The organism is Halobellus captivus (assembly GCF_003697845.1).
In the GTDB taxonomy this organism is placed as follows: Archaea; Halobacteriota; Halobacteria; order Halobacteriales; family Haloferacaceae; genus Halorubrum; species Halorubrum glutamatedens.
Genome location: NZ_RDQE01000010.1, coordinates 1 through 22,650, shown reverse-complemented (window position 1 = coordinate 22,650; position 22,650 = coordinate 1). Strand labels below are relative to the sequence as shown.

Annotated in this window: 15 protein-coding genes and 1 pseudogene; 10 read left to right on the top strand and 6 right to left on the bottom strand. The window is 64.9% G+C overall.

Features of this window, described 5'->3' with window-relative positions; translation table 11 throughout:
• Together EAO78_RS12170 and EAO78_RS12165 are read left to right on the top strand one after the other, a co-directional pair.
• Window positions 1-1,443, top strand: a complete 1,443-nt coding sequence (locus EAO78_RS12170) for a hypothetical protein (RefSeq protein ID WP_122106111.1) — start codon at window positions 1-3, stop codon at window positions 1,441-1,443.
• Window positions 1,444-1,449: 6 nt separating this feature from the next.
• The gene (locus EAO78_RS12165; protein ID WP_122106110.1) at window positions 1,450-3,387 is read left to right on the top strand and encodes a carboxypeptidase-like regulatory domain-containing protein; all 1,938 of its coding nucleotides are present in this window, start codon (window positions 1,450-1,452) and stop codon (window positions 3,385-3,387) included.
• Between the two features lie 65 nt (window positions 3,388-3,452).
• On the opposite strand, the gene EAO78_RS12160 is transcribed toward EAO78_RS12165, so the two are convergent.
• Window positions 3,453-4,130, bottom strand: a complete 678-nt coding sequence (locus EAO78_RS12160; protein ID WP_122106109.1) for a DUF6517 family protein — start codon at window positions 4,128-4,130, stop codon at window positions 3,453-3,455.
• A 160-nt stretch (window positions 4,131-4,290) separates the two neighbouring features.
• Complete coding sequence (locus tag EAO78_RS12155; RefSeq protein ID WP_122106108.1) at window positions 4,291-6,981, bottom strand: outer membrane protein assembly factor BamB family protein; 2,691 nt, start codon at window positions 6,979-6,981, stop codon at window positions 4,291-4,293.
• A 205-nt stretch (window positions 6,982-7,186) separates the two neighbouring features.
• On the opposite strand from EAO78_RS12155, the gene EAO78_RS12150 reads away from it, so the two are divergent.
• Window positions 7,187-8,050: an RNA ligase family protein gene (locus EAO78_RS12150; protein ID WP_122106107.1), complete on the top strand. Its 864-nt coding sequence runs from the start codon at window positions 7,187-7,189 to the stop codon at window positions 8,048-8,050.
• Window positions 8,051-8,122: 72 nt separating this feature from the next.
• Here EAO78_RS12150 and EAO78_RS12145 read toward each other — a convergent pair whose 3' ends face one another.
• Window positions 8,123-8,638: a TIGR04206 family protein gene (locus EAO78_RS12145; protein WP_122106106.1), complete on the bottom strand. Its 516-nt coding sequence runs from the start codon at window positions 8,636-8,638 to the stop codon at window positions 8,123-8,125.
• Window positions 8,639-8,756: 118 nt separating this feature from the next.
• Here EAO78_RS12145 and aglM point away from each other — a divergent pair, with 118 nt between their 5' ends.
• Window positions 8,757-10,088, top strand: coding sequence for a UDP-glucose 6-dehydrogenase AglM (aglM, locus tag EAO78_RS12140; protein WP_122106246.1), 1,332 nt, complete (start codon window positions 8,757-8,759; stop codon window positions 10,086-10,088).
• A 194-nt stretch (window positions 10,089-10,282) separates the two neighbouring features.
• On the top strand, window positions 10,283-11,221 hold the full coding sequence (gene aglG / locus EAO78_RS12135; RefSeq protein WP_122106105.1) for a glucosyl-dolichyl phosphate glucuronosyltransferase: 939 nt from the start codon (window positions 10,283-10,285) through the stop codon (window positions 11,219-11,221).
• Here aglG and EAO78_RS12130 read toward each other — a convergent pair.
• Both EAO78_RS12130 and EAO78_RS12125 read right to left on the bottom strand, forming a co-directional pair.
• Entirely contained in the window at window positions 11,211-12,119 is a 909-nt protein-coding gene (locus EAO78_RS12130; protein ID WP_122106245.1) for a glycosyltransferase family 2 protein, read from the bottom strand. The genes aglG and EAO78_RS12130 overlap by 11 nt on opposite strands.
• 5 nt (window positions 12,120-12,124) lie before the next feature.
• The gene (locus EAO78_RS12125; protein WP_162498074.1) at window positions 12,125-13,558 is read right to left on the bottom strand and encodes a sulfatase-like hydrolase/transferase; all 1,434 of its coding nucleotides are present in this window, start codon (window positions 13,556-13,558) and stop codon (window positions 12,125-12,127) included.
• A 365-nt stretch (window positions 13,559-13,923) separates the two neighbouring features.
• Here EAO78_RS12125 and EAO78_RS12120 point away from each other — a divergent pair, with 365 nt between their 5' ends.
• The 5 genes from EAO78_RS12120 to EAO78_RS12100 all read left to right on the top strand — a co-directional run bounded on the left by EAO78_RS12120 (window position 13,924) and on the right by EAO78_RS12100 (window position 22,487).
• Window positions 13,924-14,898, top strand: coding sequence for a glycosyltransferase family 61 protein (locus EAO78_RS12120; protein ID WP_162498073.1), 975 nt, complete (start codon window positions 13,924-13,926; stop codon window positions 14,896-14,898).
• A gap of 499 nt (window positions 14,899-15,397) precedes the next feature.
• Entirely contained in the window at window positions 15,398-16,816 is a 1,419-nt protein-coding gene (locus EAO78_RS12115; protein ID WP_162498072.1) for a sulfatase, read from the top strand.
• 66 nt (window positions 16,817-16,882) lie between these two features.
• Window positions 16,883-18,343 carry an oligosaccharide flippase family protein gene (locus EAO78_RS12110; protein ID WP_122106101.1) on the top strand — a complete coding sequence of 487 codons (1,461 nt, stop codon included), beginning with the start codon at window positions 16,883-16,885 and terminating at the stop codon, window positions 18,341-18,343.
• Window positions 18,344-18,414: 71 nt separating this feature from the next.
• Entirely contained in the window at window positions 18,415-21,537 is a 3,123-nt protein-coding gene (locus tag EAO78_RS12105) for an oligosaccharyl transferase, archaeosortase A system-associated (RefSeq protein ID WP_122106100.1), read from the top strand.
• 5 nt (window positions 21,538-21,542) lie between these two features.
• Window positions 21,543-22,487, top strand: coding sequence for a DUF368 domain-containing protein (locus EAO78_RS12100; protein WP_122106099.1), 945 nt, complete (start codon window positions 21,543-21,545; stop codon window positions 22,485-22,487).
• 76 nt (window positions 22,488-22,563) lie between these two features.
• On the opposite strand, the pseudogene EAO78_RS12095 reads toward EAO78_RS12100, so the two are convergent.
• Window positions 22,564-22,650: pseudogene (locus tag EAO78_RS12095) on the bottom strand (IS6 family transposase); the annotation flags it as partial.

The following is a 22,650-nucleotide window of genomic DNA, read 5'->3' as shown; positions in this document are numbered from 1 at the left end:
ATGACGACGATCGGTGAGTTCCTCGAGGACAACGGCGAGAAGGTCTTTCTCGTCGTGTACTTCGCCGTGATGGTGATCGTCGCCGGCCCGCTCTTCCTCTCGCTCGGGGAGGCGTGGCAGGCGTCGGACATCGTCCGGCCGGCGATCCTCGCGTTGAACCCGCTTCTGGGCGTCACCCTCGAACAGTTCTCCGCGCTGATGTTCGGGCTCTATCTCGGGTTGTTGGTCCTCGTGACCCTCGATCCGAAGAAACGAGTCCAGGGGATCCTGTTGTGTCTGGGTACCGTCTCCGCGCTCGTCGCCCTGCTGTCGATCGGGCTTTTCATCCCCAACATCGACTTCGGGGCCAACATCGTGTGGGTCCTCGGCGGCTTCGTCGGCGGCGGGCTCGTCGGCGGCGGTCCCAAGCTCCTCGAGGTTCGGACCGCGAGCGCCCTCGAGTTCCGGCGGTCCGCGACGCTGCTGTTCTATCTGATAAGCGCGATCGTCGTCGGCGGGTTGGTCGAGTTCCACCTCAACCTGCCGCAGATACTCCAGGTCTCCGCCGAGACGGTCCGGATCGTGCCGCCGACTCCGGAGGTGAGCGTCGAGTGGTCCGGCATCGGCGTGAACACGCTCATGGCGGCGGTGTTCGTGGTCACGCTGCGCCGCTTCGTGACGTACGACGCCTCCGAGAACTTCTTCGTGTTGGGTCCGCAGGGATCGGGGAAGTCGCTCTTCCTCGTCGGCAAGTACCTGGCCGCGCTCGACGACGCGGTCGGCCGCGAGGCCGACACGCCGCTGAACCCGAGCAGCGACCTCATGGAGCTCGTCGGGTCCCTCGACGCGGCGTCGAAGGACACCGGCTGGAAGCTCGACGCGACCGGCCAGACCGACGTCGAGGACCTGAACTTCAACTTCGTCGACGGCCGGGTGTTCCCGAAGAACATCCAGCTGTCGAGCCTCGACTACGCGGGCGAGTACCTCGAACGCCTGCCGAACGCGTTGATGAGTCCGGACGACGAGATCGACAACTCGACGCTCCGGCTGCTCGCCCAGCGGGTTCGCGACGCCAACACGCTGATCCTGATCATCGACGTCGAACGATACCACAACAACGAGCCGCTGGAGATAGAGCCGTACTTCGACATCCTGGACGTCGCCTCGAACAAGGACGTGCTGCTCGTCGCGACGAAGTGTGACATCCTCGCCGAGGAGTTCCGCGACAAGCAGGCGCTCGAGGCACACCAGTACTTCGACGAGTTCCGGGAGTTCGTCAGCGAGACGCTGATCGAGAACAACCAGACGGTTCGGACGCTCGTACAGGACACCTCCGGGTCGAACATCCACCCGGTGTACTACCAGACGACGACCGACGAGAACGGGGAACGCGTCCCGATGCGCGACCGCAACGGGAACGTGATGACCGTCGGATTCGACGAACTCCTCGAGAAGATGGGGTGAACACGGATGCCATCACTACGCGTATACGACACGAAAGGGAACGAACACTCGCCGACGGGCGAGGCCGGGCGGTCGAACGAGCGGGTGAAGGACCTGTTTTACGACGGGGTCAGACTCGCGATCGAGACGGGGCGTGAGCGAAAGTTCACGATGTTCTTCCGGGCACGGGAGACTCGAAACGCACGCACCGAACAGTTCTACGCGGTGTACGACACGCGGGACGGCTCGATGCGGGAGTTCATCGACGCGCTTCGCGACCGGATCGAAAGCGAGTGGGGGTACACGATAGACGACTCCGCCGACGACATGAGCGTCTTCCGGGCGCTCGACGCCGGCCAAACCTCGCTTCCGGGAAGCACTCAGGACCGCGCGATACTGGAGGAGCTGATCGGCTCGCGGCAGGGCGGGACCGTCGGCGTGCGCGACGCCGAGAGCGCGCTCGGACTCGTCAACGAGTTCATGGGCACGTACAACCGCGCCGCCGTCGCCGACTCGCCGGAGTCGAACGCGCTGTCGGACTTCGACCTGGTCGTCGCCCCGAACGGGTCGAGCGGCATCGTTCCGGTCGGCGACACCGAAGCGCGGTGGGAGTCGACAAAGGAGTCGATCCGGAGCCGGCTCATCGACGAGGAGATCGCCTCGATCAACGAGTCGGTCCAGACGCTTTCACGCGAGCACGGTCTCTCGAGTTCGGAGATACGGAGACGGGTCAGCCAGCGCGTCCCGGCGTTGAGCGCGCCGAGTTCCGGCGGGTCGACGACCGACCGGCTCTCGAGTGCGGGCTCCTCGAGCCGGTTCGACATGGCGGAGATCGGCAAGTACGTCGCCATCGGCGCGATCGTGTTGATCGTGTTGATCGCGGCCTTCTTCGGTGCCTCCGCGTTCGGGCTGATCGGCGGCGGTGGCGGCGACGACGGCGGAGCCGCGAACGGCACGGACGCCGCTCTCGCCTCGATGAGCGGGACCGTCGTCGACGCCGACGGCGAGGCGATCGGGACGGACGTGGAAGTGACCGCGGAACGGATAGCGGACGGGAACGGCACGGAGGTCGATGGCAACACGAGCACGACGACGGCCGAAGGGGGAGCGTTCACCTTCGAGAACGTCTCGGCCGGGACCTACGAGGTCTCCGCCGGCTCGACGGACGTCTTCGAGTACGGTACCCAGGAGGTCGACGTCGGCGAAAACGGAACCGACGGCGTCGAGATCGCTCCGACGAGCGCGACCGTGAGCGGAACCGTCGTCGACGCGAACGGGGACGGACTCAACGCGTCGATCGAACTCGTCGACGGAAACGACGAGACCGTCACCAGCACGACCGGCGAGAGCTACGAGTTCTCCGTCGATGACCTCTCCGGAAGCTACACGCTGAACGTGGTGCCGGAAGAGGACGGCTACGAATCGGTCGAACGACCGGTCGAGTCGTTCGGTGAACAGGATCCGATCGAGCTCGAGGAGAGTACGTTCACCCTCTCCGGATCGGTTACTGACTCGAACGGTGAAGGACTCGATGGTGCGACGGTCACGGTAGTGGGCGAGGACGAGTTCTCCGATACGACTCCCGCCGGAGGAGCCTACGAGATCGAGGACATCCCGGCAGGCGAGTACGAGATCGAAGCGAGCCTCGACGGATACACCACGGATACGGCCAGCGTTACCGGCAACGACGACGTCACTCAGAACTTCGAGCTCGAGGAGAACGGAGCGATCAACGGGACGACCACGGCGAACGGCAACCCGGCCCTCTACGAACTCGAACTCCGTCAGGACGGAGAGACGGTTCGGGAGACCAGTTCTGACTCGGATACCGGGGATTTCCTGATCGAGGACGTCGGATCTGGCGAGTACACGCTGATCGCTTCACGGAGCGGTGAGGAGCAAGAAGCGACCGTTCAGGTCGACTCGGGAGAGACGACGACACAGGACTTCAACATCGACTTCTGATCGGTCTTTTCCACTCGATCGACCCAGTCTCACCACTTTCGTGTTCGTTGTAAAACCCGCCGGGTCTACGACTCCGAATCCTCCGTCTCTAACGATTCGAACAGCCGCTCGATGCGCTCGCGTTCGCCCTCGACGCCCGCGGGGTACGCGCCGGCGACGAGCACGACGTCCTCGCCGTGTTCGACGATCGTGAGGTGGAGGTATCCCTGCTCTTCGGTGCCGTCGGGCAGGATCACGGTCACCTCGTAGACGCTCACCTCCCTCGTCTCGCCGTATATCTCCTGTTCGATCGTCTCGTCGAGCTCCGGGTCCTCGATCTCCCCGTCGAACTCCCCGCTTATCTCGCCGCGCGCCTCCTCGATCAGCTCCTCCTCGTCCATGTTCGCGAGCGGGCTCAGCTGCTGGCCGGCGGCGTCGACGCCGGGCGTGCTCACGACGGCGAACACCGACTCCTCCTGGCCGGTGAGCTCCGACTCGATCTCCCGGATGTACGCACGGACCTCCGTCCGGGCCGTGAACTCCCGGCGCTGGCCGAACTCCTCGAACTCCTCCTCGACGACGACGGTCTCGCTTCGAACCTGCTCGAAACCGGTCTCCTCGACGCTCTCCTCGTCCGGCTCCGCTGGTTCGGCCGATCGCTCGATCTCCTCCTGTGTGGCGATCTCGACGGCGTCAGTACACCCGCTGAGGGCGATCGTTCCCGCCGTGGCCCCCGCAACCAGGAATCGACGACGTGATGGCATACGCTGACACGTTCTTCGTCGCCAGACATATCACTTGTCCATGTATTCTCGATCTCGAGATCGTATCAATGTCGGATCGGGATCGAGCCAGTATCGACGTCGAACCGGCGCCGAGCGGGTCCCGATCCGCCGACGTCCGACGGTCGCACAGTCGACGGGTTCAATCGAAGGCGGCCAACCTGAGCACTCGCGCGAACTCGCCGATCGAGTCGTACCGTTCGTCCGGGTCCGGGTCGATGGCGCGGGTTATCGGTCGGTCGAGTTCGGAGGGGACGCCGGCGTGTTCGCTCGGCTTCGCGGGACGGCCGTCCGCGGGCGGACTCCCCGTCGCGGCGTGATACGCGAGTGCCCCGAGCGCGTACGTGTCGGGTTTTCCCCGCCAGAGGGGCTCGTCGGAGTCGGGGAGCTGTTCCGGCGCGGTGTACGGCGAGGACGCGCGCGTTCCGTGTTCGGGCGTTTCTGTCACCGATCCGATCCCCCAATCGTCGACGATCCCGGTCGGCTCCGTCCTCGAACCGACGACGCGGACCGTCTCCGGCGAGAGGTAGTAGTGTCTGACCGTGTACCGGCTGGCCTGTGACAACGCCTCGGCGGCGTCGACGACGGGCGAGAGCCGGGCCGCGGGGTTCTCGGGCAGGTCGTCGAGATGCGCCGCGAGCGTCGGGACCGCCTGGACCGGGTCGGTGAGCATCCACGGGTACGGCTCGGTACCCGATCCGTACACCGTGGCGATCCCGTCGTAGTGGCTGACGCTGCCCCAGTCGGTCGCGACCGATTCGAACCGGTCGGCGACCGCCGACTCCGCGTCCGGTAGCGCGAGAACTCGTCCGTCGCTCCCGTCGATCCGCTCGTCCGTGACCGCGTACGTGACGATCGGGCCGACGGAACCGACCGTCTCGACCGACGTGAGTTCGTCCACCGCCGCGAGCAACGCGCCCTCGTCCGGGCCGCCGATCGAGTCGGCAGTCTCGACGTCGGATCGAGGCGCGTCCTCGTCGAGTTGAGCCGTTTCCGGATCAGCCGTCGAGTCAGTCGAGTCGGTCGAGTCGGTCGAAGAACTCCCGGATGACGCGCCCGAGGAGTCGATCGTCGATGCAGCCGAGGTGTCGTTCGTCGACGCCGGCGATGCCGACGACGCCGTACCCTCGTCGACGGTGGCCTGCGCGGAGTCAGTCCCGGCGGTGCCCGTATCCGGTTCGTCGATTCCGGTGGCTTCCGCCGCAGTCGCCGAACTCGCCGCGTCCGTCGTCGACGGCCGTCCCGCCGGGGAGCCGGCCTCCGATCCCGCTCCCGAGGACGCGTCGTCCGAGTCCCCGCCGAGGAACCGATACGCCGCGAGCGCGCCGACCGTGAGTCCGCCCGCCGCGCCGAGAAGCCCGATCGCCGGAACTCGACTCGCCCATCCCGACGAGCCCGAACCGACCGTGGAGCCGTCGATCGAGCCGGCTCCCGACTCGTCAGCACCGCCGTCCGACGATCCGGGCCCGTCGCCGTCCGCGTCGCCCTCCGTGGACCCGTCGACGGATGAGTCGTCCGAACCGGTCGAATCGGTCGAGTCGTCCGAACCGGTCGAGCCGCTTCCGCCCTCGAACTCGACGCCCGCAGCCGAGTGATGGTGCCCGAGCGTCCCGAGCGTCGTCCGCGAGCCGACGCCGTGTCCCTCTCCCGCGAGGTCGACGACGGTCGGCGAGGAGAAGATCGCGTCCCCGGGATCGTCGAATCGCCACCGTTCCTCGCCGTTCTCGACGTCGAACCCGTACAGCGTGCCGGCGGCGTCCCCCACGAAGGCCGTCCCGTCGGAGACGGTCGGCGAGGAGTTCATCTGGTCTCCCGACTCCGCGGTCCACTCCACGTCGCCGGTCTCGGCGTCGACCGCGTACAGCGTCCCGTCGACGCTGCCGGCGTAGACGGTTCCGTCGACGACCGTCGGCGAGGAGACCACGCCGGGGGTCCCGTCGGTGACCCACTGCCGGTCGCCCGTCCCCGCGTCGAGCGCGTGGAGCCCGACGGTGGCCCCGACGCTGCCGACGTGGACGGTCCCGTCGACGACCGTCGGCGAGGAGAAGACGATGTCCCCGAGGTCCGCGTTCCACGCCGGCTCCCCGTCCACGGCGTCGAACGCGTACACCCGGTTGTCGAACGAGCCGACGTAGAGCGTCCCGTCGACGACCGCCGGCGACGAGGAGATCCCGTCCTCGGGGGCCGACGCGCGCCACCGCTCGGTCCCGTCGTCCGTCGAGAGCGCGAGGACGTCGCCGCCCTCGGTCCCGACGTAGAGCGTCTCGCCGTCCACGGCGGGCGAGGAGACGACGGCGCTCACGGACTCCTCGACGCGCCACGCCTCGGTTCCCTCCGTGCGATCGAGCGCGACGATCGAACCGGAGCTGGCTCCGACGAACGCCCTGTCGTTGACCACGGTCGGCGAGGAGACGATCCCCCCGTCCTCGCCGTCACCGATCTCGAACGACCACACGGACGACCCGTCGGTCGCGTCCACCGCGTACAGCGTCCCGTCGATCGACCCGACGTAGACGGTTCCGTCGACGACCGTCGGCGAGGAGGAGACCGCGTCGCTCGGATCGTCGAAGCGCCAGACCGCCTCGCCGGTCTCGGCGTCGACCGCGTACAGCGACCCGTCGTCGGAGCCGACGTAGACCGCCCGGTCCGGGACGTGGTTCGTCGCCGCCGCGGTCGTCGGTCCCTCGGTGAGCCCCCACGTCGAGACGCCGGCCGCCGACAACACGCCGGCCGTCCCGCGGAGCACGGACCGCCTGGCGGGCCGACACCGGTTCGTCTCCGTCCCGGCATCGTTCCGATCGCGACTCGCCCCCGATCCGCCGGCTCCCGTCATGTCGAACACTAGTCAGACCGATGCCATGAGTGTTTCCTCATCGGCCGGGGTCGCCGTGATGCCGTGATGCCGTGGAGCCTTTCAGGTCGCCGATCCGTCACCGGAGTGCGACCCGTCGTGCCGCCACAAGAACCATCGGGGTCCGCCCCGGAGACGATACCGACGATCGATCGGCTCCGGCCGACGTCGCTCACGTCCACACGACATGAAACGCTACCCACCGATCCCGACCGTAGCCGGCGCGCCGGACGACCTCCTCACCGGCCACCTCTGGCTCCTCGAACTGATCGACGGCCCGCACCTCCGGTTCCGGATGGACGAGTCCGGACTCATCCGGTTCGGCGACCGCGACGCGGTCTACGACGACCCCGACGAGTTGCCGGCCGCGTACCGCCACGCGGCCAGACACGTCCGGCAGCGGTTCGATCGGGAGGCACTCCGGAACGCGGTCGAGGACGTGGCGGACGTCGTCTTCTTCGGCGTGGCCACCAGTCGGCGCGGAACCGAGTACGACTGGGATCGGACTCCGTCGTTTCTCGGACACGACGTGTGGTCGGCTGACGCGGGCGCGTTTCGTCCGCCGGACGCCGCCGAGGCGATCTTCGAGCGGCTCGGCCTCGACGCGGTGAACGCCGTCGAGCGAGAGCGCCGCGCCCGGGACTTCGATCCCGAGGCGTACACGGTCCCGTCGTCGGCGTGGTACGACGGCCCCGCCGCGGGCGTCGTCGTCCGGAACAAGACTGACGGCCGGGGAGTGATCCGAACCGAGTCCGACGTGCGAGGCGGTAGCGACACCGGCGTTCACCGTGACAACGTCACGAACGACGTTTCGCCCGCGGACGCCGCCGTGACCTACGGAAGTGACGAACGCCTTCGACGGATCGCGACCCGGATCGAAGACCACGGCCACCCGGTCACGGTCGGCGCGCTCGCGGAGCGGGCGTTCGAGGCGTTCCTTCGGGAGCGCCACCAGGCCGTCTCCCGAGACGGGGAGGGGTCGACCGGAGAAGCGGTCCGCTCGGAACTCATCGACCGAGCCCGGGTGTTTCTCGACGACGACGGCCGGTGAGCCGGCCGTCCCGAAAGGCGCTCTCCCCGTCGTGGTCGAGTACGACGCTCCGCGGTCGCGCGGATCTCGTGGTCAGCCGCGAATCACGACGGCACGGAGGTCGTGCCGGTACGCGCTCGCCGCGACCGAGAGGGTCGCCACCGCGCCGACCGGGAGGACGGCGGGCCACCCCGAAGCGGTCCCGGCGCCGAACCGTCCCGCCACGCCGACCGCCACCCACAGGCTCGCGAGCGCAGCGAGTACCAGGAGGCCGCCCGTCACGCGTCGGTCCTCGCGGCCGACCGCGACGCCGCTCCCCGCGCTGATCGTCGCGACGAGGTGGAAGGCGGTCGCGAGCGGCCAGACGCGGATAGACGCCGGGAGCGACCCGAACGACCTCGGTTGGGTCGCGAAGTAGGTCCAGACCGGATAGATATCGATCCCGAGCGACGAGCCGGGCGCGCCCACGTTGACGAGCCCCCAGAGGCTCACGAGTGTCGGATTCACGCCCGTACCCGGAGCGACGGCGACGGGGAGCGCGAGCAACGCGGCGACGACGAACAGTTCCCACCGCGTGCTGACGGCGGAGCCCGTCCCGTCGGTCGACATACGAGCGGCTTCGGCGGCGGGCGGGTTAAGCCGGTCGACGGCGGAGGAAGAGGCCGACCCGATGTCCGACCGGTCGAGACGCGGAACGTTCTTGCGTCCGGGACGCGGTCTCACAGCCATGAGAGTGAGCGTCGTCGGCAGCGGCTACGTCGGAACGACCCTCGCGGCCTGCCTCGCGGACGCGGGCCACGACGTGACCGCCATCGACATCGACCCCGACGTGGTGGCGGCGATAAACGACGGGCACGCGGCGATCCACGAGCCGGGACTCGACGACCTGCTGGCCGAACACGCCGGCAACGGGGGATCCGGTCGACTGCGGGCGACGACCTCCTACGACGCCGTCCCCGACTCGGACGTGACGTTCCTCGCGGTCGGCACCCCGTCGAACCCCGACGGAAGCATCGACCTCGCCGGGCTCTCCGCGGCCGCGGAGACGACCGGCGAGGCGCTGGCGGGGACGACCGGCGAGACGCCCGCGGGGACCGGGGACGACCGGCACCTCGTCGTGGTCAAGAGCACGGTCACGCCGGACGGCGTGGCGACGATCCGCGACGCGGTCCGTCGCGGTGCGGGAACGGTCGCCGACCGCGTCGAGGTCGCGACGAACCCGGAGTTCCTCCGCGAGGGGACCGCAGTCGCGGACTTCCGGGATCCGGACAAGGTCGTCTTCGGCACGGAGTCGACGTGGGCCGCGGACCGGCTCGAATCCCTCTACGAGCCGCTCCTGGAGAGCACCGCCGCCGACGCCCCGGTCGTCCGGACCGACCCCGAGACGGCCGTGACGATCAAGTACGCCAACAACGCCTTCCTCGCGTCGAAGGTCTCGCTCGCGAACGACCTCGGAAACATCTGTAAGAGGTTCGGGATCGACGCCTACGAGGTGATGGACGCGGTCGGTCTCGACGACCGGATCGGCGCGCAGTTCCTGCGATCGGGGGTAGGGTGGGGTGGATCATGTTTCCCCAAGGACGTCGACGCGCTCCGCGCGGTCGCCCGCGAGCGAGAGTACGAGCCCGCGATGCTCGACGCCGCGGTCGCGGTGAACGACGGCCAGCCCGAACGCATGCTCGAGTTGCTGGACGGCCACGTCGACGTCGCGGGCGAGCGCGTTGCGGTTCTGGGATTAGCGTTCAAACCGGGCACCGACGACACGCGTAACTCCCGGGCGATCCCCGTCATCGAGGGACTCGAGGAGCGTGGGGCCGAGGTCGTCGGCTACGACCCCGTCGCGACCGAGACGATGCGCGAGCGCTTCCCCGACATAGAGTACGCGGACTCGGCGGCGGCCGCACTCGAGGGGGCAAGCGGCGCGCTCGTGGTCACCGACTGGGACGAGTTCGCGGCGCTGGACGACGAGTTCGACGCCATGGCTGAGCGGGTCGTGATCGACGGCCGACGGATAATCGAGCGGCGCGATGAGATTACGTATGAAGGGTTGACGTGGTGAGGAGAGGAGTTGGACCGTCGGCATGGAGTGGGACGTCGACCGCGATGGCGTCGTCGTCGTCCGTGGCGGGGCAGTTCGCGAGTTCGAGATGATCCGACCCACCGAACGATGAATGTCCGACGACGGAGGATCGTACGTGGACCTCCGTTTCGGAAGCACAATCCTTATTCGAGGATTCGTCGAATCTTCGGTGAATGAAGGTCTCCGTCGTCGTCTGTACGTACTCGATGGATCGATACGGACCGTTCTCCGAGTGCGTCGAGAGCGTGCTCGCACAGACGTACGAACCGCTGGAGGTCGTGCTCGTCGTCGACGGGAACGAGGAGGTCCACGATCGTGTTCAAGACGACTTCGGATGCGAGGAGGACCTCGTCGTTCACAACAACGCGGAGAACCGCGGGATCTCCTACAGCCGGACGCGAGGAGCCGAACTGGCCTCCGGAGAAATCGTGGCGTTCATCGACGACGACGCGACCGCGGAACCGGACTGGGTCCGTGGGCTGGTGGACGTGTACGAGGAAACCGACGCGATCGCGGTCGGCGGCGATGTCCGTCCGGACTGGCAGACGAAGAAGCCGGATTTCTTCCCGGAGGAGTTCTACTGGCTGGTGGGATGTGTGGAACCGGGATTCGCCGAGGACGGCGAGGAGGTTCGGAACACGTACGGATCGAACATCTCCTACCGGCGCGAGGCCTTCCTCGCGGTCGGTGGATACGACCCGAACACCGGCCGGAAGGGGGACAAGCATCTCCAGGCGCACGAGGCCCCGGTCGGGATTCGATTGTTAAATGAGTACGGGAAGGGGATGGTGTTCACCGAGGACGCCGTGGTCCACCACACGCTGTTCGACTATCGAGGCGAGTTCCGGTGGTTACTGTTCCGCTCGTTCTGGCAGGGGTACTCCAAGCGAGTGATGGATCTCCTCTATCCCGACGCCCCCGACGACAAGGGCGAGTACCTGAACCAGCTGTTGACGCACTTCGTTCCCGGGCGTGTGAGGGGGTTGGTTCGGTCCCCGTCGGTACCGGAGGTGAAACAGCTGATCGCGATCTTCGCGTTCACTGGGGCCGTAGGTCTGGGGTATCTGTACGCGATCGTGACGCCGAACGTCGTGGAGAAGGCTAACGCGTAGGCGCTTCGAGGTCGTGCTCCTCACCGAAGAGGAACTCGTAGTAATAGCCGAGGCCGCGACAGGCGAGCATCGTTATCGAGAGGATCGTGAACGCGAGTCGTATGTACAGCGAGTTTGGTTCGCCCTCATCGTTACCATCACTTGGGTCGCTTGGTGTCGGCGGGATTCCAGGTTTCCCGTAGCGCTCAGGATAGTATCGTTGCTTCTGACAGAATCCGCGCCCCACTCGGAAGTTCTTCTTCGCGAGGGATCCGAAAGACGTTCTAGCCGGATGGAAGACGACCGCATCCTCGGCGTAGCCCTGGTCGTACCCTGCCTCATAGACGCGTTCACCGAACTCACGATCGCCACCGGAGATCAATCTGGCGTCGAAGAGCCCGATGTCCTCGAACACCTCCCGTCGAACGAGCAGTGCGCAGGTGGGCGCATAGTGCTCTTCTTCGAGGTATCGTTCGACTGGAAAGCCAGTTCTGGCGTTGTATCGGCCGACGAGACTGTCTTCGGGGAGCGTGAGTTCGACGTTACAGCCGAGGTAGTCGATTTTCCGTTCGTTCATCGCGTTGAGAGCGGTTTCCAGCCAGTCGTCATCGACAGTTTCGTCGGCATCGAGAAAAGCGAGCACGTGGCCATCAGCGTGCTGGATTCCCTTGTTTCGGGCGGCGTAGGACCCTTCGATCTCGTTTTCCAGTAACAACGTCACCGAGTCGTGAGCCTGTGTATACGATCGTATGACCGTACGAGTTTCATCCGTCGAACCGTTATCAACGACGTAGTGATGTTTCTGTTCACAAGACTGTATGGTAAGCGATTCTAACGTTGTTCGGATCCCATCTGGGTCCTCATAGACGGGAACAATAACAGACGTTTCGCATGGATCCGACGTCCATAGACTATCCATCTCGCTCATCGTATATATCCCAAATCCGATAGACGTTCCTCCGTCTTCTCCGATATATCTCCCGGTTCTTGTCGTATATCTACCGGCTCAAACGTATCGAATACGCGATCTATCATCTCCGAACCGGTTCTATCAACCAGTATCGCGTCCTGTGCGTTCCTTACGCGGAGCGTCAGTGCGTTATTTCCATGGCCCGCGTACTTGACGACATCACCGTTATCCGAGGATTCGTATACCGCCCGCCACGGACCGTAGTATGCAGTCACTGGTTCATCGCTGTCATCGAAAACATCGGCGTGATCGGCGAGGAGTCGCTCTGTGTAGGCGATCACTGGTCCATCCGGAACAAACGAGTCACGTGGGCAAGACCCTTCCAGTGTTGCCCTGACACTGTCTGGGAATCCAGTAATTGTAGCTGGTTCCTTGATGGTGGTCGGGTCGGTCTGTCTGGGATACTTGACTACAAGCGGAACATGAGTCACGACCTCGTGAATCCCCCAACTATGATCGACCAGGCGTGTCCGTCCTGTGAGACGGCTGATCTCGCCGAACCCCTCGCCGTGGTCGCTCGTGATCACGACGAGCGTCTCGTCGTGGACATCCGCCCGCTTAAGTCCCGTCACGATCCGTTCGAGATGGGCGTCGAGTTCCCGTATCGTCCCATCATACAAGCTCTTGAACGCCTCCAGTTGCCACCAAGGACGCCCCTGAACAAACTCGTTAGCGGGTGGCTTCTCGAACCCATCATGGAGCGATCCGAGTGTGTCGTCACTCCACTTATCGTGTTCCTCGGCGGGTTCATACGGGAAATGCGAATCCATCAGATTGAGACACGCTGCCCATGGGCCGTCCACGTCAGCCTCCCACTCAAGAAACCGCTCGATCAGTGTCTCGGAATCGAGGTTTGTTTCGAGTCGTCCACGTTGTTTCCGGTACAGATGGTCCACAGCGTTGAGAAATGACCTGACCGGGGCATCGTCCTGGAGTGACCTGGCCAGATTTCCCGCGACCCCTTCGTGAGCGGCGACATCCGTCGGACCATGGGCGTCGGGAAACGGCTTCCCGGCGCTGTCGGAGAAGTCGTCTGTTTCTACCAGGTGGAAGGGTTCAACCAAGTTCGAAGCATGTGCGACGACCGAGTTTACGGTGAAGATCCCCGTCCGATAACCGTTCTCGGCCAGTTCTCCCCAGATCGTCTTTTCGGGCTGTATCCCGTCCGTGTGGCGGGTAGCCTGGTGTTCAACGACTTCCGCACCGGTCCAGAGGCTGGCATGACTGGCAACACTGTGTATCCCGGGTGATCTGGCTTGTCGATAGACGGTCGCACGATCGCTGTATGTCGACAGAAACGGTGTCGTCTCCCGATGGTATCCGTACAATCCGACGTTTCTCGCACGAACGCTGTCAAGTACGACGAGTAGAACGTTGGGGAGGGCCATCCACATACATTCACAGTCCGCTCCCTGCTTATCGGTTCGGATCCGTCGATCCGCCCCAGAGTTACCAGTAATCGGTATCCGGTTGTGGTCTACAATAAGACCATTGTCTCGATACCATTATATCTTCCACATGAAACTCTTCGATACGGATGAAACTCGGACACGTCCCGGGCCGCGCAATCCGGAAATATCGTCAGGACGGTCCTTGGGAACTCGTTCGCGCAGGGACAGATCTCGTCGTTGAGGACGTTTTGCTCTACCGGCTCGTGTACCGTCGATACCTCCACGACCATGTCGACATACTGTCGCGTTCGTCGCTTCCGTCCCTGTTCGAACCAGTCGTCACCGACTCCCACGAGGGATCGATGCGGATCAAGGGAGCAGCCGGATTCCGGAACCGCGAGACTCCCAAGCAATATGATCCGGGAGATCGATTCGTCTGTGAGATTCCTAATGCGACGATTTTAGGGCCCACAGGTCCGGGGGTTACCGCCGACGGTACGGTCGTCGCGGACACGGTCGCCACCCCGCCACTCGAGACGAGACGAACCGGCGTTTCCATCGCGCAGTCGATGCGAGAGAACGGGATCCGACGAACGCTCGAAGCACTCTCGGGCGACGTGGATCCGGACGACCGCCTCGATCTCGTCACACTGGCGATCCCTCCGTGGATCAACTACTACCACTGGACGGCGGAGGGTCTCGTTCGAATCCGCCTGATCGAGGCTTACGCCGAAGAAACCGGTCGATATCCAACGGTATTGATTCCCCCTGATCCTCCCGGATGGGTCGATGAATCGCTCTCGATAGTCGATTACGATGGTGAGATCCGCCGGTGGGAAGGGGGTATCGCGGCCGTGGCGACGCTCGTCGTCCCGACCTTCCCCGACCCGACGTCTGTGGAGTGTACGTGGCTCCGGGATCGGATGCGACGATCCGTCTCGTCACTGGACGGTGACGGTTCCGAGCGGATCTACGTTGGTCGCGGCGACGCGACCGTCCGGCGCGTCGCGAACCGTGACGAACTCCAACGAGTCCTTAACCGATATGACATCGATACGTATCTGCTCAGTAACCTAAGCGTCCGAGAACAGATCGAGCTATTCTCGCGGGCCGAGCTCATCGTTGGTCCACACGGTGCGGGACTGACGAACGTTGTCTTCGGCGACGATCTGACGCTCGTCGAACTGTTCGGAGACAAGCGAATCGCGACGTTCGATCGTCTCGCGACGGCGCTCGAACACGGATACATTCCCATCAACGGTGAACAGGTTGGTGTCGATATCCGGGTCGATGCCGACGAACTTGACGAAGTGGTCGCGGAAGTACTGGACGAGTAACGTGGGTGATAGCGGACCCACTGCAGGTAACCGGGCGGTTCTAGCTGCTCCGTTTCGGGCAACTCGAAGGACGTGCTGCCGACCGAATTCATCGCATCGATCTCTCCGAGGAAGTCGTACTCGTTGACGACTGCGCGCAACGCGACGACCCGACAGGCGTCAAGAACCATAAGTACGTCCCAATCACGATCGAAGACGTTCGTCCCCCAGCGGTGGTGCTTGGTCACCCTTAGCAGCGTACCGACCTAGACGTAGTAGAGGGGACGTGCGCTTCGGCTCGGTAACGATTTTTCTCCGCCTGGAGGCGTGAGAGACTCTCAGAGGCCCATTCATTGAAGCTCACCGTCACTACAGTATCTGATCGAGTCGGTTCGTCCCAGATGAGTTTTCGCTTACGGATAGACGGCGAAATACCTATCCTTCTACTGGAAGGAAAACATGGCCTAGATCCGACGCTGCTGACCGAAGTCTACATATGTGGACACCCGGACATCCCGCTATGGCCGATCCCAACGTTCTCCTCGTGGTCCTCGACAGCGTTCGGGCACGGAACGTCAGTCATCTCGGCTACCCTCGAGAGACGACACCCCGCCTGGATGAGTTCGCGGACGGAGCGACGACGTACACGAACGCGCGGGCCCCCGGAATCCACAGTGTGTCGAGTCATGCGAGCCTCTTTACGGGGTACCACGTCGCAGAGCATCGGGTTACGTCTCATGGATCCGAGCTACGGCCGGGACATACGGTCTGGGAGACACTCTCGGCGGAAGGATATCGGACCGGACTGTTCACTCCGAACGCAATCGTTGCCGAATCGTCCAATCTCGCGTCTTTTTTCGATCACGTGGCAGGACCGAAACGTGACGAACTCGTCTTCCCGGACGCGTTGGGGCCGGAGGCGGTTCCCGGCGATCCGGGATACGTCGCGTATCTCCGTGCGTGCCTCGGTAGCGACGCGCCGCTCCGTTCAGTTATTAACGGCGTTTCGAGGGAGATCGGAACGACGAGCGGGGTGTATGATCCACGGATCGAACACGGCGGTGAATACGTCTCCGAGTTCTCGGAGTGGCGACAGAGAGGAGAGGGGCCGTGGGCGGCCTGTCTCAATCTCATGGACGCCCACTATCCGTATCTGCCGCTTGACGAGTTCGACCGGTGGGGGGGTGCTACACTCCGGGATCTCCACCGTGAGGCGATGGGAGGTCCGCTCACGACACGCTACCTCGGGGATCGACCGTTCTGGGAACTGGCCGCGAGTGAAAGCCTCTACGACGACTGCGTCCGCCAGGCAGACGCCTATCTGGGGCGGTTGCTCGATGAACTCGCGGATGCGGGCGTTCTCGACGACACGCTCGTCGTCGTGACAAGCGATCACGGAGAGGGATTCGGCGAGTACAGCGTGCTGAACGATTCGGTCCAATTGATCGATCACAGCTGGGGGATCGGCGACGAATTGGCGCACGTACCGCTGGTGGTCAAACCTCCTGGTCGAAGTCGAGACGAGGTCGTTCACACGCCCGCGACTCTCACTCGGTTCCCAACCGCGGTTGCCGCCGCCCGTGCCGGGGAGAATCCCGATTTCGTTCCGCCGAGTGGTGACGCGATAACTACCTCTTACCGTGTCGAAGAGCCGGGAGACGAACTTCCACTCCCCGCTGTAGAGCGGGAGCCGTACTTCGGTCCGTGGCACGCGGTCTGTCATGAACAGGACGATCACGTCGTCGTCGATGCCATTCGACGTAACGATGGGATTCGGTACGAGCCGTCACCACGCCGTACTCCTCCTGATACGGGCATAAACAGAACCTATGTCGATGATGTCGTTGACGAGCTCTCTCCTGTTGGCGTCGCCACGGACGGAAACGAGCCTCAGGGGACGGTCGAACGCCGTCTCCACGAGCTTGGCTACATGACGTGACGTATTTACTCGTGTCGTGTGCTCGCAAACAGCGGTCTTAATGGTCTGACCAACACTCGTGAATGTATGCGACTGGGACAAACGTCCGCCGTTCACTTCGGGTCCCGGTTTCTCGCATCTGCGCTCGGGTTTGCGGCGACCGTATTTATCGCTCGATTCCTCGGATCCGGAACTCTCGGAACCTACTACCTCGTACTCTCGACCGTCTCTTGGCTCGGGATCGTCGTCACCATGGGGATCCCGGAATCCATCACCAAACGTGTAAGCGAGAGCGACGGCGGCGATCAGTCCGCCTATGCCATCGCCGGCGTCACGCTCGGCTTCGTGCTTCTCCTCGCGATCGGGGTCCTCATCCTCTCGTTCGACCGACGGGTGAACGAGTACATCGGTTACCCTGCGGCCGGTGTCGTCATCATGTTCTTGTTCGTCAACCTCGCACAGTCGACCGTGAGCTCGGTCCTGAACGGTCAGCGGCTCGTCCACGTCTCGGGAGCGTTCAAGCCGATTCGTACCGGTACCCGAAGCCTCGTCCAGATCGGCGCGATCCTTGTTGGATACGGAATCGGAGCGTTGTTCGTTGGGTACGCTGTCGGCTACTTGTTCGTCGCGGTCGCCGGCGCCGTGATCGCCGTCCGGAACTTCAGCCGGATCCGGTTTCCAACTCGGGATCACTATCGACGGATCGTCGAGTATGCGAAATTCTCATGGCTGGGATCACTCCGGACTCAGGCGTTCAACTGGGTCGATGTGGCGGTTCTCGGATTCTTCGTATCTTCCTCGCTCGTCGGAATTTACACGGCAGCATGGAACATTGCGGTGTTTCTGATCCTTTTCGGCGGATCGCTAAGCGAAACCCTGTTCCCAGAAATGAGTGCACTGTCATCCGAGGAGGGGACGGAGTCGGTTCGCGACTTGTTCGAGACGGCGCTGACGTACGCTGGTCTGATACTGATTCCAGGCTTAGTCGGCGGAACATTGCTCGGGGAGCGTCTACTCCGGGTTTACGGTGAGGAATTCACGCAGGGGGCAACAGTTCTCTCGATTCTGATCCTTGCCACCCTGATACAGGGATATCAGCGACAATTCACGGCAACGCTCAACGCCGTCGACCGTCCCGAGATGGCGTTCCGTATTAACATGGTGTTCATCATCATCAACGTTTTACTGAACATCTCCTTGATTCCGTTCTACGGCGTCGTCGGCGCGGCCGTTGCGACAGCCGCATCGGTTGCCGTCAGCCTCGCCGTCGCTTACCTGACCCTCTCATCACTGCTAGAATTTTCGATTCCTCTCGGGGAGATCGCTCGACAGTGGATCTCTGCGGGCGTGATGGGTGTCGTCATTTCCGTGAGCCTTCGCGTCGAGAGCACGTATCGAATCGCCGAATCGAATTTCGTCATGGTCATAATACTAGTTGCGGTAGGTGCAGGGACATACTTCTTCGTACTCTTCACGATTTCCACGCGATTTCGAGGGACGATCCTCGACAACTTACCGAAGCGACCGCTATTCGAACGGATCGGCTGAATCATAATCGGGCGACACGCCTGATTAGTATATAACAAGTCTTAAGCACGTTTTCCGAATCCCTACCTACAATGAGCCAGCAACAGGACTCGTCCGAGGAGTCGGGTTCGTCCCCGCTCGATCTCCTCGAACGCTGGTACCACGTCCCGGCACTCGTCGGTATTCTCGCCCTCATGCTCTGGACGCGGACCCGCTCGTACGGCAACTTCATACAGAACGGCGAAGTCTACTTCCGCGGCAACGACCCGTGGTACCACCTCCGAGAGACGAACTACCTCCTCGAGAACTGGCCGAACACGATGCCATTCGACGTATGGACTGGCTTCCCCTTCGGCAACCAAGCCGGCCAGTTCGGCACCCTCTGGGACCACATCATGGCGGTCAGCGTCTGGATCGCCCGGCCGATCATGGGGAGCACCGAGGAAGTCATGCTCGTCATGGCCCCGATCGCCGGCTCGCTCGTCGCGATCCCCACGTACCTCATCGCCCGCCGGTTCGTCGACCGATACGCCGCGGTCACGGGCGCGGTCGTCTTAGCCCTCCTCCCCGGAACGTTCTTCAGCTACTCTCTCGTCGGCTTCCCCGACCACAGCGCGGCCGAGGTGCTCTTCCAGAGCCTCGCCGTCCTCGCCTTCCTCGTCGCCTTCGGCGTCGCCGAACGCGAGAAACCGGTGTGGGAACTCGTCGTCGACCGCGATCGGGACGCCCTCCGCCGCCCCGTCGCCTTCGCGACCGCCGCCGGCGTCGCGCTCGGCCTCTACATCTGGACGTGGCAGCCGGGCATCCTCCTCGTCGGGATCACTGGCGTCTACCTCGCGGTGAAGATCACGAGCGACGTCTACCACGACCGGAGCCCCGAACCGGTCGCGTTCGCGGGCGCGGTCGCGATGACCGTCACGGCGGTGATGCAGCTGATCCCGCTCAACGACTTCTCGTTCGCCACGACCGCCTACTCGCTCCTCCAGGTCGCCCTCCCGCTCGGCGTCGCGGTCGGCGCGGTCTTCCTCGCGTGGCTCGCCCGCCAGTGGGAAGCGCGCGACGGGTTGGACCCCGACACCTACCCGCCGGCCGTCGGCGGGCTGATCGCCGTCTCCGCCGGATTCCTGTGGCTCGCGCTCCCCTCCCTGTGGTCGACGCTGACGAGCAACCTCCTGAACTTCGTCGGCTTCAGCGCGAGTGCCAGCTTCCGCACCATCGGCGAGGGACAGCCGCCCCTCCAGGAGGCCTCCTTCGCCGACTTCGTCCTCGGCCAGTACGGGCTCGCGTTCTTCCTCGCGCTCGCCGCCGTCCTCTACGTCGTCGCGCGACCCCTCTATCGCTCCGACGACCCGAACCACACCCTCTACATCCCCGCCGCGCTCGCGGTCGTCGGGTCCGTCTACGCGCTGCCCGGCGTGTACGACACGATCGGCGGCCTCGCCGGCGTGAGCTGGCAGGTGGTCGGGCTCGTGGTCGCCGCGGGATTCCTCGTCGGCGCGACGTTCCTCGTCGAGTACGACGCCGAGGAGCTCTACTTCGTCGTGTGGGCGGCGTTCATCGGGAGCGCCGCGTTCACCCAGGGCCGGTTCAACTACTACCTCGCGGTGGTGGTCGCGGTCGGCGCGGCGTACTTCCTCCAGCTCGCGTTCGACGCGATCGACCTCCGGTCGCTCGACTCCGTCCGGGAGATCGAGGGCTGGCAGGTGCTGACGGCCGCGGCCGTGATCGTGGTCCTGATCGTCCCGCTCGTGGCGGTCGCGACGCCGGTCTGGACCGCCGGCGCGAACACCGGTCCCGGGAGCGTCGTCGAGTGGGACGAGAGCCTCCAGTGGATGAACGACGAGACGCCCCAGCCGGGCGAGCTCGAGGGCGCGGACAACGCGATGGACCCGTACGCGACGTACGAGCGTCCCGCCGACGGCGACTTCGACTACCCGGAGGGGGCCTACGGCGTCCAGTCGTGGTGGGACTACGGCCACTGGATCACCACCCGCGCGGAGCGGATCCCGAACGCGAACCCGTTCCAACAGAACGCGGCCGAGGCCGCGAACTACCTGCTCGCACCGAGCGAGGAGGCCGCGCGGGGCGTGCTCGCGGGCCAGAGCGACGAGGGAGAGAACACCCGGTACGTGATGGTCGACCGGCAGATGGCCTCGCCGAACTCCAAGTTCGGCGCGCCCGTCACGTTCTACGACGAGGGGAACGTGAGTCGGGACGACTTCAACCGCGTGGTCTACCAGCAGACCCAGCAGGGCGGGTTCCAGACGGTGATGCAGGTGAACACCCAGCGCTACCACGAGAGCCAGATGATCCGGCTGTACGAACACCACGGGAGCGCGGTCGAGCCCGCGCCGGTCGTCGTGGACTGGGACGTCCAGACGGCACGGACGGCGGACGGCGAGCAGGTCGAACTCGCCGTACTGCCGGAGGACCCACAGACCATGGTCCGGCAGTTCGACAACGTCTCCGCGGCGCGCGAGTACGTCGAGGAGGACGGGAGCGCCCAGGTCGGCGGCGTCGGCGGGCTCCCCTCCGAGCGCGTCGAGGCGCTCGAACACCACCGGCTCGTCCACGCGACGGAGTCGCAGGGGAGGTCAGCCTCCGCGGGTCAGATCGGCGTCCTCCAGCAGCTCGGCGTGGACTTCGAGGCGGTCCTCGGCGAGTCCGCCCTCGCCGCGTTCCAGGACGACTGGGTGAAGACGTTCGAGCGCGTTCCGGGCGCGACGATCGAGGGCAGCGGCGCGGAGCCGGGCGAGGAGGTCGAAGCGACCGTCGAGATGGAGAAGCCGTCCGGCCAGACGTTCGAGTACACCCAGTACGCGACCGCCGACGACGACGGGAGCTTCGAGTTCACGGTACCGTACTCGACGACCGGGTACGACGAGTTCGGCCCCGAGGAGGGGTACACGAACACGAGCGTTCGGGCCACCGGCCCGTACGAGGTCACCACGGGGACGACGACCGACGACGACCTGTACACGACCCGGAGCGTCGGACAGGTCGAGGTCACCGAGGGCCAGGTCATCGGCGAGGACGACGCCGCCGCGACCGTCGAACTCGAGGAGGAGATCGTCGACTGTCCCTCCGGCGACCCCGAGTGCCCGGTCGGTGACGGCGGCTCCGGCGACGGAAGCGGCAACGACGCCGCCGGCGACGGCGGCAACGACACCAGCGCCTCGCTCGTCGCTCCCGAGTACGCGTCCACGGCGGCCTGACCGAGATGGCGGACGCCCGCGACTGGCTCGCGGTGTACCTGAAGGGGCTCGCGATGGGGACCGCCGACGCGGTCCCGGGCGTCTCGGGCGGGACCATCGCGCTCGTCGTCGGGATCTACGAGCGCCTGATCGCGGCGGTGACCGCGATCGAGCCCGGCCGGATAGCGCGCGTGGTGGCAGGGATCCGAGCGGCCGACGGATCGGACGCGCGAGCGGCGTTCCGGGAGGTCGACGGCGGCTTTCTCGCCGTGCTCGGCGCGGGCATCGGCACGGCCGTCGTCCTCGTGTTGAGCCTCGTCGATACGCTCCTCGCGACGGCTCCCGTCGCGACGTACGGGTTCTTTTTCGGGCTGATCGCCGCCTCCGCGGTCGTGCTCCTCGGCGCGGTCGACCTCGGAACGTCCGGCCGGAAGGTCGCGGCGGTCTGTGGCTTCCTCGCGGCCTTCCTCGCGTCGGGGTACGGCGCGACCGCCCTCGGTCACGCGCTCCCGGTCGTGTTCCTCTCGGGAGCGATCGCGGTCAGCGCGATGGTGCTTCCCGGGCTCTCGGGGTCGCTCCTGTTGATCGTCCTCGGCCAGTACGAGTTCATGGCCGGAACGTTGAGCGCGTTCCTCGACGGGCTCGCCGCGGCAGTCTCGGGCGACGGGCTCGCCGCAGCCGTCGGGACCGCCCCGCCGATCGTCGCGTTCCTCGCCGGCGGAGTCGTCGGACTGTTCACGATCGCACACGCGGTGCGGCGTGCGCTCGAGACCGCCCGCGCCGCGACGCTCGCGTTCCTCGTGAGCCTGATCGTCGGCGCGCTCCGGGCCCCGGTGCTCGAGGTCTCCGTCCGGCTCGCCGACTCCGGCGAGGCGTGGACCAGCGCGTTCCCGCGGTTCGCGGTCGCCGCGATCGTCGGCGCGGGAACGGTGATCGCGCTCGATCGGTACGCCGGCGTCCTCGAGTACTAGGTGATCGGCGGAGAGTAGGGACACGCGGCGGAAGGAAGGTACACACGGCGGAGCGATCGCCACGGCTGGGTAGTGTTCAGATAAGCTGATTCCATGCGAATGCGAACGATCTCAGCCACTCGTTTGCTGTTTCTGCTTCGGCGTTGCTGAAACAGTTTGAGAA